Annotated in this window: 16 protein-coding genes; all 16 read left to right on the plus strand. The window is 35.1% G+C overall.

The features are described from left to right. Positions 1–16: 16 nt before the first annotated feature. Positions 17–1,057: a tRNA preQ1(34) S-adenosylmethionine ribosyltransferase-isomerase QueA gene (gene queA / locus BN6559_RS00170; RefSeq protein ID WP_110952852.1), complete on the plus strand. Its 1,041-nt coding sequence runs from the start codon at positions 17–19 to the stop codon at positions 1,055–1,057. 26 nt (positions 1,058–1,083) lie between these two features. Next, positions 1,084–2,193 carry a tRNA guanosine(34) transglycosylase Tgt gene (gene tgt / locus BN6559_RS00175; RefSeq protein ID WP_110952853.1) on the plus strand — a complete coding sequence of 370 codons (1,110 nt, stop codon included), beginning with the start codon at positions 1,084–1,086 and terminating at the stop codon, positions 2,191–2,193. Between the two features lie 96 nt (positions 2,194–2,289). Next, entirely contained in the window at positions 2,290–2,574 is a 285-nt protein-coding gene (gene yajC, locus BN6559_RS00180) for a preprotein translocase subunit YajC (protein WP_110956210.1), read from the plus strand. A gap of 8 nt (positions 2,575–2,582) precedes the next feature. Further along, on the plus strand, positions 2,583–3,161 hold the full coding sequence (locus BN6559_RS00185; protein WP_110952854.1) for a 5-formyltetrahydrofolate cyclo-ligase: 579 nt from the start codon (positions 2,583–2,585) through the stop codon (positions 3,159–3,161). A gap of 46 nt (positions 3,162–3,207) precedes the next feature. Next, entirely contained in the window at positions 3,208–3,912 is a 705-nt protein-coding gene (locus BN6559_RS00190) for a PP2C family protein-serine/threonine phosphatase (RefSeq protein WP_110952855.1), read from the plus strand. A 12-nt stretch (positions 3,913–3,924) separates the two neighbouring features. Next, the gene (locus BN6559_RS00195) at positions 3,925–4,308 is read left to right on the plus strand and encodes a hypothetical protein (protein ID WP_110952856.1); all 384 of its coding nucleotides are present in this window, start codon (positions 3,925–3,927) and stop codon (positions 4,306–4,308) included. Continuing rightward, entirely contained in the window at positions 4,262–4,927 is a 666-nt protein-coding gene (locus BN6559_RS00200; protein ID WP_110952857.1) for an HD domain-containing protein, read from the plus strand. Before BN6559_RS00195 ends, BN6559_RS00200 begins: the two co-directional genes overlap by 47 nt. 115 nt (positions 4,928–5,042) lie before the next feature. Next, entirely contained in the window at positions 5,043–6,251 is a 1,209-nt protein-coding gene (gene secD / locus BN6559_RS00205) for a protein translocase subunit SecD (protein WP_110956211.1), read from the plus strand. Further along, positions 6,238–7,155, plus strand: coding sequence for a protein translocase subunit SecF (secF, locus tag BN6559_RS00210; protein WP_110952858.1), 918 nt, complete (start codon positions 6,238–6,240; stop codon positions 7,153–7,155). Before secD ends, secF begins: the two co-directional genes overlap by 14 nt. A 162-nt stretch (positions 7,156–7,317) precedes the next feature. After that, positions 7,318–9,948 carry a single-stranded-DNA-specific exonuclease RecJ gene (gene recJ / locus BN6559_RS00215; RefSeq protein WP_110952859.1) on the plus strand — a complete coding sequence of 877 codons (2,631 nt, stop codon included), beginning with the start codon at positions 7,318–7,320 and terminating at the stop codon, positions 9,946–9,948. Between the two features lie 66 nt (positions 9,949–10,014). Beyond that, positions 10,015–12,234, plus strand: coding sequence for a RelA/SpoT family protein (locus BN6559_RS00220; protein ID WP_110952860.1), 2,220 nt, complete (start codon positions 10,015–10,017; stop codon positions 12,232–12,234). A 3-nt stretch (positions 12,235–12,237) separates the two neighbouring features. Beyond that, the gene (locus BN6559_RS00225; RefSeq protein WP_110952861.1) at positions 12,238–12,855 is read left to right on the plus strand and encodes an MBL fold metallo-hydrolase; all 618 of its coding nucleotides are present in this window, start codon (positions 12,238–12,240) and stop codon (positions 12,853–12,855) included. A gap of 185 nt (positions 12,856–13,040) precedes the next feature. After that, on the plus strand, positions 13,041–13,499 hold the full coding sequence (locus BN6559_RS00230; protein WP_110952862.1) for a Fur family transcriptional regulator: 459 nt from the start codon (positions 13,041–13,043) through the stop codon (positions 13,497–13,499). Then, entirely contained in the window at positions 13,489–14,994 is a 1,506-nt protein-coding gene (hemZ, locus tag BN6559_RS00235) for a coproporphyrinogen dehydrogenase HemZ (RefSeq protein ID WP_110952863.1), read from the plus strand. Before BN6559_RS00230 ends, hemZ begins: the two co-directional genes overlap by 11 nt. Before the next feature lie 14 nt (positions 14,995–15,008). Further along, positions 15,009–16,274 carry a histidine--tRNA ligase gene (gene hisS / locus BN6559_RS00240; protein ID WP_110952864.1) on the plus strand — a complete coding sequence of 422 codons (1,266 nt, stop codon included), beginning with the start codon at positions 15,009–15,011 and terminating at the stop codon, positions 16,272–16,274. A 1-nt stretch (position 16,275) separates the two neighbouring features. Further along, the gene (gene aspS / locus BN6559_RS00245) at positions 16,276–18,066 is read left to right on the plus strand and encodes an aspartate--tRNA ligase (protein WP_110952865.1); all 1,791 of its coding nucleotides are present in this window, start codon (positions 16,276–16,278) and stop codon (positions 18,064–18,066) included. Positions 18,067–18,092 lie beyond the last annotated feature (26 nt).

Below are 18,092 nucleotides of genomic sequence, written 5' to 3' on the forward strand. Positions count from 1 at the left end.
TTGTAAGGAGTATAGGATGCTATTATCAGACTTTGATTATGATCTGCCTGAAGAGTTGATTGCGCAGACACCGTGTGAACCACGAGATCATTCTAGATTGTTAATTTTAGATAAAAAAGAAAAGACGATTGAACATAAACACTTCTATAACTTAAAAGAATATCTTGTACCAGGCGATACTTTGATCTTCAATGACACCAGAGTTATCCCGGCAAGATTAATTGGACATAAGAGCGAGACTGGTGGAAAAATAGAGGTTTTTCTACTAACTCGTCAAAAGAATGATGAATGGGAAGTTTTAGTTAAGCCGGGGAAGAAAGCGCAGATTGGTGCGACAGTTGTATTTGCGGAGGATCTTTCTTGTGAGGTGATAGCCAATACAGAATTTGGAGGTAGAATTGTCAAATTTAAATTCAAAGGTGTTTTTGAAGAAGTTTTAGACCGATTAGGGCAAACACCATTACCTCCCTATATAAAAACAGCGTTAACTGATAAAGAACGATATCAGACTGTTTATGCACGTGAACGTGGTTCAGCGGCCGCCCCTACTGCTGGCTTGCATTTTACCAAAGAAATGTTAGCAGAATTGAAAGAAATGGGAATAAATTTGGGCTTTGTTACATTGCATGTTGGATTAGGAACATTTCGCCCAGTAAATGTTGATAAAATTGAAGATCATGTAATGCACAGAGAGTATTATTCTGTATCGGCAGAAACTGCCAAATTAATAGATGAAACGAAACAACGCGGCAGTAGAGTTATCGCGGTAGGAACTACAGCAATTCGCACCTTAGAGTCAGCAGGTGAAAGAAAAAATTATATTACCGCAAAGAGTGGTTGGACTGATATTTTTATTTATCCCGGGTATGAATTTAAAATTGTTGATGCATTCATAACAAATTTTCATTTGCCAAAGTCTACATTATTGATGCTAATTAGCGCCTTTGCAGGAAAAGAATGCGTATTTAAAGCTTACAAAGAAGCAATAAAAGAAAAGTATCGATTTTTCAGTTTTGGTGATGCAATGTTTATCGTGAATGGAAAACCTAAAATATAGAGAGTATGCAAATAGGAGGATTTGTTTTGGCGGTAAAATACGAATTAATTAAAGAGTGTTCAAAAACTGGTGCGCGTGTGGGAAAATTACATACCCCACACGGTGTCTTTGATACGCCAATTTTTATGCCCGTTGGAACGCAAGCTACGGTAAAATCTGTGTCTCCAGAAGAATTAAAAGATATGGGGGCTGGAATTATTTTAAGTAACACGTATCATTTATTTTTGCGCCCGGGCGATGATTTGGTAAAAGAAGCCGGTGGCTTACATAAATTTATGAATTGGGATCGTGGCATCTTAACCGACAGCGGTGGATTCCAAGTATTTAGTCTAGGTGCATTGCGTAAAATTACAGAAGAGGGTGTTACGTTTCGGTCGCATATTGACGGATCCAAACAATTTTTATCTCCAGAGATAGCTACTAAAATTCAGATGAATTTAGGTGCAGATATTATTATGGCATTCGATGAATGTGTGCCTTATCCCGCCGAACATGAGTATGCACGGAAGTCAACAGAACGGACAACACGTTGGGCAAAACGTTGCAAAGATACATTGACGCGTAAAGATCAAGCGTTATTTGGCATTGTTCAGGGTGGAATGTATAAAGATCTACGTACAATGAGTGTGCGTGATTTAGTGGAGTTTGATTTTCCTGGATATGCGGTTGGAGGATTAAGCGTTGGTGAACCTAAAGATTTAATGTATGAAATTTTGCAACATACTGTATGTCAGCTGCCGAAAGATAAACCTCGCTATTTGATGGGAGTAGGAACCCCTGATTGTTTGGTAGAGGGTGTTCTGCACGGTATTGATATGTTTGATTGTGTATTTCCAACTCGTGTGGCTCGAAATGGGACAGCCATGACATGGCGGGGAAGAATTGTTGCTAAAAATGCCGAATATGCTAGAGACTTCCAGCCAATTGATAACAATTGCAATTGTTATACATGTCAAAATTTTTCACGGGCTTATATCCGGCACTTATTGAAAACAGATGAGATTTTTGGCCTGCGTTTAATGACAATACACAATTTACATTTCTTATTGGAGTTTATGCATAAGATGCGGCAAGCTATTTTAGAAGATCGATTTGTTCAATTCAGAAATGATTTTTTATTGAATTATCAGCACTAAAAAGGACTTTAAAAAAAGTCGTCGAAATTATTATCTTAAGTAATTTGTTGTTAAATAAAAGGTTTATTGGAGGGGTTTTTCGTGTTAAGTCCAGAGATGATGAATATTTTGGTTTCTTATGGACCAATTGTCGTAATGATTGTGATTTTTTATTTTATGTTGTATAGGCCACAGAAAAAGGAACAAGTGCGTCGTAAAGAAATGCTCGATAACTTGAAAAAAGGTCATAAAATCATGACAATCGGTGGTATTTATGGCGAGATTACTGCAATTAAAGATAACATTGTTACCGTAAAAATTGCTGATAAAGTAGAAATTGAAGTAGCAAGGTCATCTGTAAATACAAATGTTACGCAAGAAAAAAAAGCTGAAAAAGCATAATTTTACATATGATAAAGAAAGAATTACGCAAAAAAATTTTGAAGATCCGACGGAGCTTGGGAGAGTCTGTGATAAGAGAAGAAAGTGATGCAATTTTGGAGCATTTGCTATACAGTCCATTGGTTGAAGATGCAAAAGTTATTATGTGCTATTTAGCGATGGAGGATGAAGTACAGCTAATGAACTTCATTGCGTATGCATTGCAAAAGGGTAAGTCAATTTGCGTTCCGCATATAAGAGATAAGGCTGGGCTTATGGATGCAGTTAAGATTGAAAATTTAGATAAACTTGTTTCTGGCGAGTTTGGAATTTTAACTGTGGATAATCCAGATATAAATATAATGCAGCCTGATGAAATAGATTTGGTCATTGTACCGGGGGTTGCTTTTGATAAACAGGGGCATCGTTTAGGTATGGGAGCCGGATTCTACGATCGGTTTTTATTAAATGCCGATCAAGCTGATTTTGTAGGAGTTGCGCTTTCTTGTCAAATTGTCGATTTTGTGCCTTCTATGGTGCATGATTGTTTAGTTGATTATATTATTACCAAAGATGGAATTATAAATTGTAAAACAGGCAAAATGTAGCTTAGCTGCATTTTGCCTGTTTTACAATAGATTAGGAGTCGGTTTTATGGAAATTAAAATTGGAGTAGCAAAGACGATGAAATATGCTGTTTCTTATTCCGGTGACAGTGTGGAATTCTCCGAGCGGCCACATGGTGGAATCTCTGTTATTTTAGCGGACGGCCAAGGTAGCGGGAGAGCCGGCAGAAATACGAGTAGTTTAGTTGTAAACAAAGCAGCATCGCTCATTGCTGACGGTACACGTGATGGTGCTGTGGCACGTGCAGTACACGATTATCTGTATGCAGTAAAAAATGGGCAGGTATCTTGTACGCTCACAGTTTTTAGTGCAGATTTTGAAACGGATACAGTTGTAATTAGTCGAAATTCTAATTGTCCGGCTATTGTGAAGACTTTGGATTATACCGTTGTTTATGATGAGGAAATTAATCCAATCGGCGTACATCGACGTATGAAACCTCTAATTTATGAAGTACCGTTAGAATATGGAATGATTTTAGTTTCATATTCAGACGGTATTCAGGCTGCAGGAAGAAAACGTGGAAAAGAATTTGATTTTAAGCGTATATTAAAAATAATTGAAGAAAATACTGTTGATGATACAGAATTTATCGCAGACAGTATTCTCGAATATGCTTTATCTTTAGATGATAATAGACCAGGAGATGATATGACTGTTGTTGTAATGGGTGTGAGCAATAAAGAATATACAAATGAAATACGACGTGTTCATATTTCTTTTCCATATTAGAAGGTGAGAGCTATGCGAGTTGCAATTGTTGGTGTATGTGCAGCAGGGAAAACTACGTTAGTCGAAGGTTTAAAAGAAGCTGGGTTTGACGCTTATAATGTAGCGCAGGAACATTCTTGCATTAAAAAATTTTGGAATAGAAAAATTCCGGAATTGCTCATTATGATAGATGCAACACTTCCAGCAATAAAAAAGCGTCGGTTCGTTACTTGGGATGAAAGTCGGTTGAAGGTACAACATGAGCGGTTGCGTGATGCAAGAGCAAATGCTGACTTATATATTCAGACAGACTTTCTAAGTAAAGAAGAGGTACTCCAAATCGCGATAAATTTCATTAGGGGGAAAAGTAATGTCAGAAGTAACAATAGAGGATTTACGGAAAGATCACGAAATTAGTGTGTATTTAGAATGCAGTACAAAGTATCTTGGTGAACTTGGTTTTACGGAACATGGAAGACGACATGTGTCAATTGTCGCAAAACGCGCTAGAGAGATATTAGAATTATTGGATTATACACAAAGAGACTGTGAACTTGCTGAGATGGCTGGATACCTACATGATATCGCAAATCTTGTAAACCGTTTTAATCATGGTGGGATGGGTGCAATGATGGCATATAATATATTGACACGTCTCCGCATGCAGCCGGAAGAAATTGCGCTTGTAATTTCGGCAATCGGTAATCATGAGGAAGAGCGTGGTAATGCAGTCAATCATGTTGCGTCTGCTTTGATTTTAGCTGATAAATCAGATGTTCATCGCACGCGTGTTACGAATACGGATTTTGCTACATTTGAAATTCATGATAGAGTAAATTTCGCTGCTGAAAGTTCAGTTATAAAAGTAGATGCAGAAAATCGCACGATAAAGTTAATCTTAACTATTAATACAAAAATTTGTCCGGTTATGGAATATTTTGAAATTTTTTTAGAACGCATGATTATGTGTCGGAGAGCGGCAGCTTTTTTAAAGTGTAGATTTGGGTTAGTGATCAATGGAAATGAATTGTTATAATTTTTAACCATCAATTGACATAATCACAAGTGGGCGACTATAATAGTCTATGTATTACTGATTGGATCATAGATGGAGGGAATTTTAGTTGAGAAAGAAACCTTTTACCAAGCTAATGATAATAATAATTGCTATAATTGGTACATTTTGCTATTATATATCACCATTGGCTTATTCGATTAAACAAGGATTGGATTTGCAAGGTGGAACACATGTAGTCCTTGAGGCAATTGATACTCCAGAAGCACCGGTAAATGAAGATGCGGTGCAAAGAGTTGTTAAAATTATTGAAAAGCGTGTAAACGAATTAGGACTGACAGAGCCAATTATTCAACGACAAGGCGAAAGAAGAATTATTGTTGAATTACCAGGCGTAAAAGATCCTGACAAAGCAATTGAAGTTTTGGGAAAAACCGCAATGTTAGAGTTTCAGGATGACAGTGGCGTCACTGTTATGACAGGTCAAGATTTAAAAGATGCAAAAGCACAAATCGATCAAGGCAACCAAAATTTAGTTGCTTTAGAATTTTCTGATGAAGGCGGCAAAAAATTTGCGGATTTGACTGCAAAAAATGTTGGGAAAAATATTGCAATTCTTCTAGATAAGCAAATTTTGACCAATCCAAATGTTAGAGAACCAATTACGGGTGGAAAAGCAGTTATTACTGGATCGAGAACGCTTGAAGAAGCACAGAGGTTAGCAATTTTGCTGCGTTCAGGTGCACTTCCCGTAAAAGTAGATATTGTTGAAACGCGTACAGTAGGTCCTACGCTTGGCCAAGATTCAAAAGAAAAAAGTGAATTTGCATTTGCAATTGGAATTGGCGCAGTTATCTTTTTCATGTTAGCGTTTTACCATTTATCAGGTTTTGTTGCTAATATTGCGCTGATGGCTTATGTTCTCATGACATTAGTTGCGTTAAGAATGTTAGATGCAACACTGACCTTACCAGGCATAGCTGGGATTATCTTATCAATTGGTATGGCAGTAGATGCTAATGTTTTAATCTTCGAACGTTTTAAAGAAGAATACAGGTCAGGTAAAACTTTGATGGCAGCTATGGATTCAGGTTTTTCTAGAGCGTTTGCTACGATTATTGATTCGCATTTAACGACAATTATCACGGCGACAGTACTCTTCTTTTTAGGAACTGGTACAGTTAAAGGATTTGCGATTACTTTAGGATTGGGAATTGTTTTAAGTTTATTGACTGCCTATGCGTTTACGCAATATTTGTTAAAACTTTTAATTGCTTCTAATATTTTTAAAGACGGCAGAGCCTATGGCGCATCAAGGGTGGTGAAAAAAAATGAAAAAGTTTGATATTATTGGTAAACGCAAATGGTGGTACATAATTTCTATTTTGCTTTTACTTCCGGGAATAATTTCAATTGTGACCCAGGGGTTTAATCTTGGTATCGATTTTACTGGTGGAACTTTAATGGATTTAAAATTTTCTAGACCGGTTACGGTTGTTGAAATTCGTGATGTATTAAAAGAACACCATTTAGATAATAGCATGATTCAATTAGCCAGCAATGATGAAGCTGCAACATCGGCTGAGAGTGTTTTAATTAGAACTGCAAATTTATCAGATGAAATGCATCGGGCTGTTTTAGCTGATATTGGCAACAAACTTGGACACTATGAAGTGCTCCGTACAGAAAGAGTCGGTGCAGTTATGGGATCCGAATTGACGATGCAGGCTATTTGGGCTATGTTTATTTCGTGGGCATTGATTATTTTGTATGTATCCTATCGGTTTGAGTTTAAATTTGCACTTGCTGCAGTACTTGCCTTGGTACATGATACGGTAATTGTCATTGGTGTATTTTCTCTATTACAAATAGAAATTGATGCTACTTTTGTTGCAGCAATTCTCACGATTATAGGATATTCGATTAACGATACAATCGTTATTTTTGATAGAATTCGTGAGAATTTAAAGCTTCATCATCGTAAAAATGGCGATTTAGTAGAACTTGCGGATGAAAGCATATGGCAAACAATGACACGTTCTGTTTATACAGTACTTACTGTTTTATTCACGACTGCAGCATTGTATTTCTTTGGTGGAGAAACTACCAAGAACTTTTCTTTTGCATTATTGGTAGGTTTTATTTGTGGGGCATATTCTTCAATATTTACAGCAACTCCATTATGGATTACATTTAAAAATTATGCTGATCGTAAGAAAATGCAGGCAAATATTAAGACTGTAAAATAAACAAAACCACGGGATACATAATGTATTTCGTGGTTTTACTTATAATTTTAGAGGAATACTATGATCTTTTATCGAATAAAAAGATTATTGGTGAAAGACAAACTCGGTGAATACCGAGTTTTGTTGTTATATAATGGAATTGTTTATTAAGGTGGTCGTAATGTGAATAATAAGATATGGAGCGTTTCATCTCCTAATTTTGCGTTAGAGGAATATTTAAGCAAAACTTTAAATTTATCAAGCGTACTTGTAAGAATTTTAATAAATCGTGGTTTGACAACCGAAGAACAAATTTCTGCTTTTTTAAATACAAATAAGCAATCTTTTTTTAATCCATTTTTATTGAAAGATATGGATATTGTAATTGAACGAATCATTTCTGCTATTACAAATAAAGAACGTATTGCGATATATGGGGATTATGATGTTGATGGAATTACTGCTACATCTGTTTTGGTTAAGGTACTAGATGCACTAGGAGCAGACGTTATTTATTATATTCCAGAAAGACAATGTGAGGGATATGGTATTCATGTAAATGCATTAGAAGGTCTTATTGCAAAGGGTGTAAGCCTGTTGATTACGGTTGATTGCGGCATTAGTTCAGTAGAAGAAGTGGCTAGTGTGAAAAATCGTTTAGATATTATTATTACGGATCATCACAGGCCACCGGAAATATTGCCAGAAGCTTTTGGTATTATCAATCCTAAACAAGAGGGGTGTCCATATCCAGATAAAGAAATTGCTGGTGTTGGAGTTGCCTATAAAGTTTGTCAAGCGCTTTGGAAAAAAATACAAAAACAAGAACTTAGAGAATACTTAGATATTGTTGCATTGGGAACAGTTGCGGATGTTGTTCCTTTAGTCGGTGAGAATCGTTTAATTGTTACTTTAGGATTGGAGCAGTTAAATCATACGAAAAATTTGGGATTGAAGTCTTTAATAAAAAACTGTGGCTTAGCAGATAAAACAATAAATGCGGGCAAAGTAGGGTTTATTTTAGCACCGAGGCTAAATGCTGTAGGGCGCTTGGACAACGCATCCATTGGCGTGAAATTATTATTAACGCATAACTTACAAGAAGCTGAACAGATTTCAGACGTACTGGAAACTGAAAATCACAATCGCCAATGTATTGAAAAAGAAATTCTCGCAGAAGCAGAAGAAGCTCTAAAAGAATTTGATTTGTCAAAGGAAAAAGTGATTGTTTTATCAGGACTGCGTTGGAATATAGGTGTTGTAGGAATCGTTGCTTCACGGCTAGTTGATAAATATTATAAGCCAGTAATTATTATTAGTGAAGCTGAAGGAATTGGAAAAGGCTCTTGCCGTAGCATTTCTGGTTTTGATATTTATAAAGCGTTGAAAAAATGTGCAGATCTATTAGAGAAATTTGGCGGACATTCACAAGCTGCAGGGTTGAGTATTTTACCTGAAAATATCTCTCAATTACGGGATGAATTAACGATAATAGCGCAGGCTGAGTTAACGGATGAAGACTATGTTCCTAAAGTTCATGTCGATTCTGCTATTGATTTAGAGCAGATAAACGGTTCATTTATTGAAACTTTGAAATGTTTAGAGCCATATGGAATGGGAAACCCTCAGCCAATATTTGCTTGTAGGGATCTTGAAATTTTAAATACGCAGAAACTGGGGCAAGAAGGAAAACATCTAAGATTTAACATAAAGCAAAATAAAACTATAGTTCAAGGAATAGCGTGGGGAAAGGGTGATTTGACAGAGGCATTAGACAAAGCGGGCAGTGTTAATTTAGTTTTTCAGCCAGAGATCAATGAATGGCAAGGAAGATGTAATATCCAATTGATTGCACATGATTTTCAAAATGTACATAGGGAAAAGGGCAAGTTAGATGAATTATATTCTAGTCAACCGAAAGAAATTGAATATAATTTCGCAGAAGATGTTTCTAGATTTTTTAATGATATAGATGATTTAAAGCTTGAATCAAGACATGATTTTCAAATCTCAAATATGTGTGACAGCAGAAACATTGCTGATAAATCAGCCTATATAAAAAATTTGATGAAAAATGATGAGCAAATATTAGTTTTAGTCAATGATGCGAAACAGGCAATTGGAATTGCAAGCACATTAAGAGAAGAAAAAACCGAATTACAAGATAAAATTGCTTTTTATTTTTCTAGTCTTCATAATAGATGGCGTACCCAGATTAAAGAGGCGTTTAAAACAGGAGATTTACAAGTTGTTGTTGCAACAATAGATAGCGGAGGTGAGATCAGATTCCCTAATGTTTGTCATATCGTGCAATATGATTTGCCCTTAAATAAGATGTTATTTTTTCAACATTGTCGGATGACAGAAAAAGCGACTTTATTTCATATCATATTTGGTGAAAATGATATGAATTTAAATAATATCATTCTAAAAGGGTGCCTACCAGATAAAGAAATTCTAAGAAAATTTTATTCAATTTTGAAAGCAAATGAATTTGCGAAAGATACAGCAATTGGGTTAACAAATGGTGAGTTTTTAAAACAAGGTATTAACAAGTATCAAATCGTAATGAAAGAAACCGGTATTGATGTTTGCTTGAAGATTCTAGAAGAACTTGCTCTAATTCGAATAGACAACAATAATAAGGTCCGAAAAATTTATTTTAATCCTGTACCTAAAGAAAAATTGAACATCGAAGATTCTCCCACTTATAAAAAAAATATGCTTATATTGAAGGAGTTGCATCATTTTTTTAAGTTGGTATTTGATATAAATGAGGAAAATTTACTAACTTTGATAAATAAGTCGATATAGAGTGAATATTAGTGTTATAATTACAGTTAACTAATAGCAAGTGTGAATATATGGGGTTGACAATTGATGAATATTAAAAATTACAAATTAATAACGATTGATGATATTATTGCAGCAATAAAAGTATATCAGCCAGAAGCCAATTCTGATCTTGTTCAAAGTGCATATGAATTAGCAAATACTGCACATCAGGGACAAATACGTGCTTCAGGTGAGGAATATATTCATCATCCATTAGGTGTCGCACAAATATTAACAGAACTTCAAATTGATGAACTTACAATTAGTGCAGCACTTCTACATGATGTAGTAGAAGATACTACTTATACAATAAGTAAAATGCAAGAAGTTTTTGGCGAAGAAATTGCTATGCTAATTGATGGCGTAACAAAACTAAATCGTATGGAATATAAATCAAAAGAAGAACAAAAATTAGAAAACTATCGTAAATTGTTTTTGGCTATGGCAAAAGACATTCGCGTTATACTAATAAAGCTAGCCGATCGATTACATAATATGCGCACGTTAAAGTATATGCGTGAAGATAAACAAAAAAGAATTGCGAAAGAAACACTTGAAATTTATGCACCGTTAGCCAATCGACTAGGGATTTCTAATGTTAAATGGGAATTGGAAGATCTATGCTTAAGGTATCTTGAACCTGAGATATACTATGATTTGGTTGAAAAGGTGAAACAAAAACGGCAAGAACGACAAGAATTTATTGATGATGCAATTCAAGTTTTAAAAGAACGATTAGCTAGTGTTGAAATCACCTGTGAAATTCAAGGCAGAGCAAAACATTTCTACAGTATTTATAAAAAAATGAAAAAAGGGAATAAAGATATTAGTGAGATTTATGATTTATCTGCTGTGAGAATATTGGTTGAAAGTGTGAAGGACTGTTATGGCGTTTTAGGTATGGTTCATACATTATGGAAACCTATTCCCGGGCGATTTAAGGATTATATTGCTATGCCAAAGTCTAATATGTATCAATCTCTGCATACAACAGTAATCGGAACTAAGGGGTATCCATTAGAAATTCAAATAAGAACGTTTCAAATGCATAAGGTATCGGAATATGGAGTTGCTGCGCATTGGAAATATAAAGAGAGTGGAAAAAGCTCCGGGGCAGATAAAGGCTATGATCAGAAGATGTCTTGGCTTAGGCAACTTATTGATTTACAACAAGATGTGAGTGATCCTAGAGAATATGTCGAAGCACTGAAAGTGGATGTGTTTTCGGATGAAGTTTTTGTATTTACTCCAAAAGGTGATGTAATTGATTTACCAGCAGGATCAAATCCTATTGATTTTGCATATCGTATTCATACGGATGTTGGTCATAGATGTATTGGTGCAAAAGTAAATGGTAAAATCGTTCCTCTTGAATATAAATTGGTAAATGGAGATATCGTTTCAATCATTACAAATAAGCAAAACAATGGTCCAAGTCCTGATTGGCTTAATATTGTAGCATCCTCTGAAACACGTAATAAGATTAGGCAATGGTTTAAAAAAGCAAAGCGTGAAGAAAATATTGAGCGTGGGCATGATTTAATTGAAAAAGAAAGTAAACGCCTTGGATATGATAGCAGAGATTTATTAAGCGGAGACCGATTGAAAGAGGTTGCTAAAAAACTAAATATTTTGAATGAAGATGATTTGTTAGCAGCGCTGGGATATGGTGGCGTTACAATTCATGGTATCATGAGTAAATTGATTGAAATGTATAAAAAAGAAATACAAAAGGCCACACCACCAGATATTTCTCAAATTCTAGAAGGGTTAAAACCTCGGAATATTAAGAAAAAATCTAGCCATGGTATTTTGGTTGAGGGGGAAGGCGGTGTATTAGTCAGACTTGCACGATGCTGTAATCCTATTCCTGGAGACCCCATTACAGGTTATATTACTCGAGGAAGGGGTGTATCCGTACATCGTTCTGATTGTGCAAATGTAGTAAGTTCACATGACGACTTTAATAGAATGATTGAAGTTAGTTGGGATATTGATGCTGATAAATTGTATACGGTTACGATTGATATTGTTTGTAATGATAAATCTGGAGTATTAAATTCTCTAATGATGGTTCCATCAGAATCTAAAATTAACATAAGTTCAATTAATGCAAGAACTCATAAAAATAAAACAGCTACAGTCACGATGAGTCTCGAAGTTAAAAATTCTGCGCAAATTGAAACAATTATGACGAAATTCCGTCGATTAAAAGACGTTTATAGCGTTTGTCGATCATTGGCATCTGGTGGAAGAGAGGGATAATATATGAGAATAGAACAATTAGTTGTAGGACAATTGAGCGTGAATTGCTATATTGTCTCATGTGAAAATACAAAAGAAGCTATGGTAATTGATCCTGGCGACGAGGCAGAAGCAATTTTAGATAAAATTGAGAAGGCTCAGCTAGACGTGAAATATATTGTAAATACACATGGGCATGCTGATCATATTGGCGCAAATACCTTGGTCCAAAATAAAACAAATGCTGTTATAGCAATTCATGGTGAAGATGCACCCATGTTAGATAATGCTACGCTGAATTTATCTGCTTATATTGGGCAGAGCGTTACCTCAAAGCGGGCTGATAGAATTTTACAGGATGGGGATACTATAACGATCGGTGATATAGCCTTTTCCGTACTTCACACGCCGGGGCATACAAAAGGTGGTATCTGCCTACTTAATGAAGATGTTTTATTTAGCGGAGATACATTGTTTTCTGAATCGATAGGAAGAACTGATTTCCCGGGAGGCTCTATGCAGACTATTATAGATAGTATCCAGAAGAAATTATTGCCATTGCCAGATCATACAAAAGTATACCCAGGACATGGCTCGTGTACTACAATTGGTTGGGAACGTGTTCATAATCAGTTTTTATAAAATTAGGCATTTAATCCAATGATATTTATCATAAAAATATTCCATAAATTTTTACAGGAATATAAGTATAAATTGTTGAATTTTATCAATATAGCATTTGTTAAATAAAATAGCGGTACGATCTTGTCGTTTAAAATAAAAATACTTTTTATTCTAAGTATTTTACATTACGGAGGAATAACAAAATGTCAAAACATATTACAATGGAACAATTAAAAAAGAAACTGCAGGAAAGGCACTGTAAGTTAACACCACAAAGACAAATCGTTTTACAAGTTTTTATTGACAATCCAGATAAACATTTAAGTGCAGAAGATGCCCACAATTTATTGCGACAAAATTCATCCGAAATAGGGCTTGCAACGGTTTATCGTTCACTGGAATTATTGAGCGACATGGATATATTACAAAAAATGGACTTTGGCGATGGAAGAAGTCGATATGAAATTAATGAAGCGGATACGAAGCAGCACCACCATCATCATTTAATTTGCATGAATTGTGGTAGTGTTTGTGAGTTTGAAGATGATTTACTTGAGGCTTTAGAACATGATATATCGGAAAAATGTCAATTTGAAATTGTGGATCACCAAGTAAAATTTTATGGGTATTGTCAGGAGTGCCAAGCAAAGCGTGAAAATTAGATCTTTGATAATAAATAGTGATGATGAAGTAATTTTTAAAATCATTCATGAAATCTTAACTTTATTTAAAATAGAAGTTTTGGATGAAAATCGATCACAAAATGAGATGTTGGTTGATTATAAGACAATTTCTATTGAGAATAATATTGTATGTTCGACAAGTTTGGAAGTAACAACGAGTGTTATGCTTTCTTTAGAAGATGGCAGAACCAAAAAGATAGTAAAGCAAAAAAACGCAAGAGTCGGTGAACGAATACCGTCTGAAACACGGCGGTTAATAAAATTAAACTTATATGATATATTTATGGATTTGACGAATGCAAAATCTGTGCCATGGGGAATTCTGCATGGTGTGAGACCAACAAAGATCGTTCATAAATATATTGATAAAGGGATACCAATGAATGAAATAATTACACGTTTAAAAAATGACTATTATGTTTCTGAAAAAAAAGCAGAATTAATTAGTCATTTGGCTGTGAAACAACGTATGTTTTTATATAACAACAGAAAAGAAAAGATTAGTATTTATGTCGGTATCCCTTTTTGTTTATCTAAGTGTTTGTATTGTTCATTTCCATCTTATGTTTTACCTAAGAACGAGATATTACAACAATTTTTAGCGGCATTAAAGAAAGATATTTTAGCAGCGAAAAATATTATTGTTAAAAACAATCTTAAAGTAGAGAATATTTACATTGGCGGGGGAACACCGACAAGTTTACCGTTAAGCGAATTTACTTATTTAATACAATTAGTCAAAAATTCTTTTTTTGATACAACCACTGTAGAATTTACAGTAGAAGCGGGTAGACCCGATAGTGTAGATGATGATAAAATCAAGGTTATGATGGAAAATGGTGTGAATCGCGTTAGTGTCAATCCTCAGACAATGCAAGAAAAAACTTTAAAACATATTGGACGAAAGCATACAACTCAGGATATAATAGATCTATTCGCTAAATTTCGTTGTGCTGGTATGAAAAATATTAATATGGATGTTATCATTGGTCTTCCAGGAGAAAATGTGGAGGATGTGGAGGATACAATGAGAAAAATTATTGCTTTAAAGCCGGATAATATTACAATACACGCTCTAGCATTAAAAAAAGGTTCCGCTCTAAAAAACACTAAAAATATTTATGAGCTGCCGAATGATGAAATGACAGCTAAAATGTTTGATGTTGCGATGCACTATGCCGAAAAATTAGATATGGAACCATACTATTTATATCGACAAGGATATATGAGTGGTAATTTAGAAAACATTGGTTATAGTAAAAAAGGATCTGAAGGATTTTATAATATTCAAATTATGGAAGAGCGGCAAACGATCCTTGGTATTGGGCCTGCAGCAACTACAAAAATTGTAAATTCTGATAATTGGTCAATAGAAACATCATTTAATGCCAAAGACTTAACTACATATCTTCAAAGAGTAGAGAATTATATAGAAAAACGTACAAATTTAGTGAATGATGCGTTTAATGAATAGGGAGGAATAAATTTATGCTAACTACAGGTCCACGAGGAACAAAAGATATTTTACCTGACACAAGTGGACAATGGTGTTATGTTGAAAAAAAAGTACGTGAGATATGTGAGTTATATGGATACAAAGAAATTCGTACACCTATTTTTGAACATACCGAATTGTTTTTGCGTGGTATAGGTGAGACCACTGATATTGTAGAAAAAGAAATGTATTCTTTTATTGATCGTGGAAAAAGGAATATAACATTACGTCCAGAAAATACAGCAGCTGTTGTTCGAGCTTTTTTGGAGCATAAATTATATGCAGAAAATCAATTAAATAAATTATTTTACATAGGTCCAATGTTTCGTTATGATCGTCCGCAGGCTGGTCGATATCGTCAATTTCATCAATTCGGTATTGAAGCTATCGGTAGTTCGAATGCAGCAGTAGATGCTGAAATTATTATTTTAGCATCGCAAGTATTACGTTCATTAGGATTAGAGGAACTAAAATTAAATATTAATTCTGTTGGTTGCCCAAAATGTCGTCCAGTGTATCGCGAAAAGTTACAAGCTTTTTTGCGTGATCAATTAGAGGGGCTATGCGCGGATTGTCAATCACGTTTTAATAGAAATCCGATGCGGATACTTGATTGTAAAAATGAAAAATGTATTGAATTATCTCAAGGCGCGCCAGAAATGGTAGATTGTTTGTGTGAGGATTGCAGTGATCATTTTGATCAATTAAAAGATTTGCTTTATATAGCAAATATAGATTTTGTATTAAATCCACGCCTCGTTAGAGGTCTTGATTATTACACTAAAACGGCATTTGAAATACAGTATGCTCCGCTTGGCGCACAAAGTGCTGTCTGCGGTGGCGGTAGATATGATGGACTCATTGAAGAGTGTGGAGGAACCCAGACACCAGCGATTGGATTTGCGATTGGGTTAGAGCGTGTTTTATTAGCGTTAGAAAAACAAAATTTATTACCAGACTTAAAAAGAAGCCTAGATGCTTTTATTGTACCCCTTGGTTTAGAGGCACAACCAATAGCATTTAAGATATTATGTGATTTAAGAAGCGTCGGATTAAAATCCGATATGGATTTTACTGGTAAGAGCTTGAAGTCACAAATGAAACAAGCCAATAAACTAAATGCAAAATATGCAATTATTATTGGTGAAGATGAAGTAAAAGAAGCTAGTGTAATGTTAAAAGATATGCAAACTGGCGAACAAGAAAAATTTGAAGCTAAAAATTTAGTAAATAAGTTGTATGCTGAGGTGAAGGATTAAAATGGAAACATTAGTAGGATTGAAAAGAACACATTCTTGTGGTGTTTTAACAACGGAAAATACGGGATCAGAAGTGGTCTTATGTGGTTGGGTATCGAGACGACGTGACCATGGTGGTTTAATTTTTGTAGATTTACGTGATCGTTCTGGCTTGGTGCAAGTTGTATTCTCATCAGAAATGGATAGTATCGCTTTTGAAAAAGCTGAAGCGCTACGTTCAGAATTTGTTATTGCAGTAAAAGGTCAGGTTCGTGAAAGGGCAAAAGAAACAATAAATCCTAATATGGTAACTGGGGAAATTGAAGTATATTGTACTGAACTTAGAATTTTAAATAAAGCGAAAACACCACCGTTTTATATTCAGGATGGCATTGACGTCGATGAAATTTTACGGTTAAAATATCGTTACCTAGACTTACGTAGACCTGAAATGCAACGTAACCTTATGCTTAGACATCGTGTAACGAAAGTAATGCGTGATTTTCTTGATAAAAAAGGTTTTATAGAAATTGAAACACCAATGCTAACAAAAAGCAGCCCCGAAGGAGCTAGAGACTATCTTGTTCCTAGCAGAGTGAATCCAGGGAAGTTTTATGCATTACCACAATCGCCGCAAATTTTCAAACAAATTTTGATGGTTGCCGGATATGAAAAGTATTTCCAAATTGTCCGCTGCTTCCGGGATGAAGATTTACGTGCTGACAGACAGCCTGAATTTACGCAATTAGATATTGAAATGTCTTTTATTGATGCAGAATATATTCTTACTATGATGGAAGGCATGACAAAAGAAATTTTTAAAGAAGCTGTCGGTGCAGAACTTGCATTACCTTTTAAGCGACTTACTTGGGACGAAGCAATGGACAAATATGGTTCAGATAAACCGGATTTGCGTTTTGATATGGAACTTATGAATCTTTCTGATGTGGTAAAAGGATCTGATTTTAAAGTATTTGAGTCTGTTTTACAATCTGGTGGACAAGTAAAGGCAATTAATGTAAAAGGTTATTCTGCAATTCCGCGCCGCGAACTGGATGGTTTAGTTGATTATGTATCGACTTATGGTGCAAAAGGTTTAGCTTGGATTTGTTTTACTGAAGAAGGCGTTAAATCTCCGATTGCGAAATTTTTCTCAGAGGAGATTCTAAAAGAAATAAAATCAACAATGCATGCTGAAGCCGGTGATCTCGTATTAATTATTGCTGATAAAGCATCTGTTGTTGCGCATGCTTTGGGAGAATTAAGACTTGAAATGGGACGTAGAAGAAATTTAATTGATCCTGATAAGTTGTCCTTTTTATGGGTTGTTGACTTTCCAATGTTTGAATATAATGAGGATGACAAACGCTGGGTAGCAATGCATCATCCATTTACTTCTCCGAGAGATGAAGATATTCAATACTTGGAGTCTGATCCGGGCAGAATTAAAGCAAAAGCTTATGATATGGTTCTCAATGGAACTGAAATTGGTGGAGGAAGTCTTCGTATTTATAATCGCGATTTACAATCACGTGTATTCAAAGCGATCGGGCTGACTGAGGAAACAGCACGTTCGAAATTCGGATATTTGCTGGATGCATTTGAGTATGGCACTCCTCCTCATGGTGGAATAGCCTTTGGTCTTGACCGTTTAATTATGCTCATGGCAAAACGTCCGTCGATTCGTGATGTTATTGCTTTTCCTAAAACACAGAGTGCGACTTGTGTTATGACACAAGCCCCATCGGAAGTAGAGCCTGAACAATTAAAAGAACTTTCCATTCGCACAGCAGTGCTTACGAAAAAGAATTGATTTTAAGAAGAGATTATAAGTAGTAA

Origin of the sequence: Massilibacillus massiliensis, assembly GCF_900086705.1 — a bacterium.
GTDB lineage: Bacteria > Bacillota > Negativicutes > FLKF01 > FLKF01 > Massilibacillus > Massilibacillus massiliensis.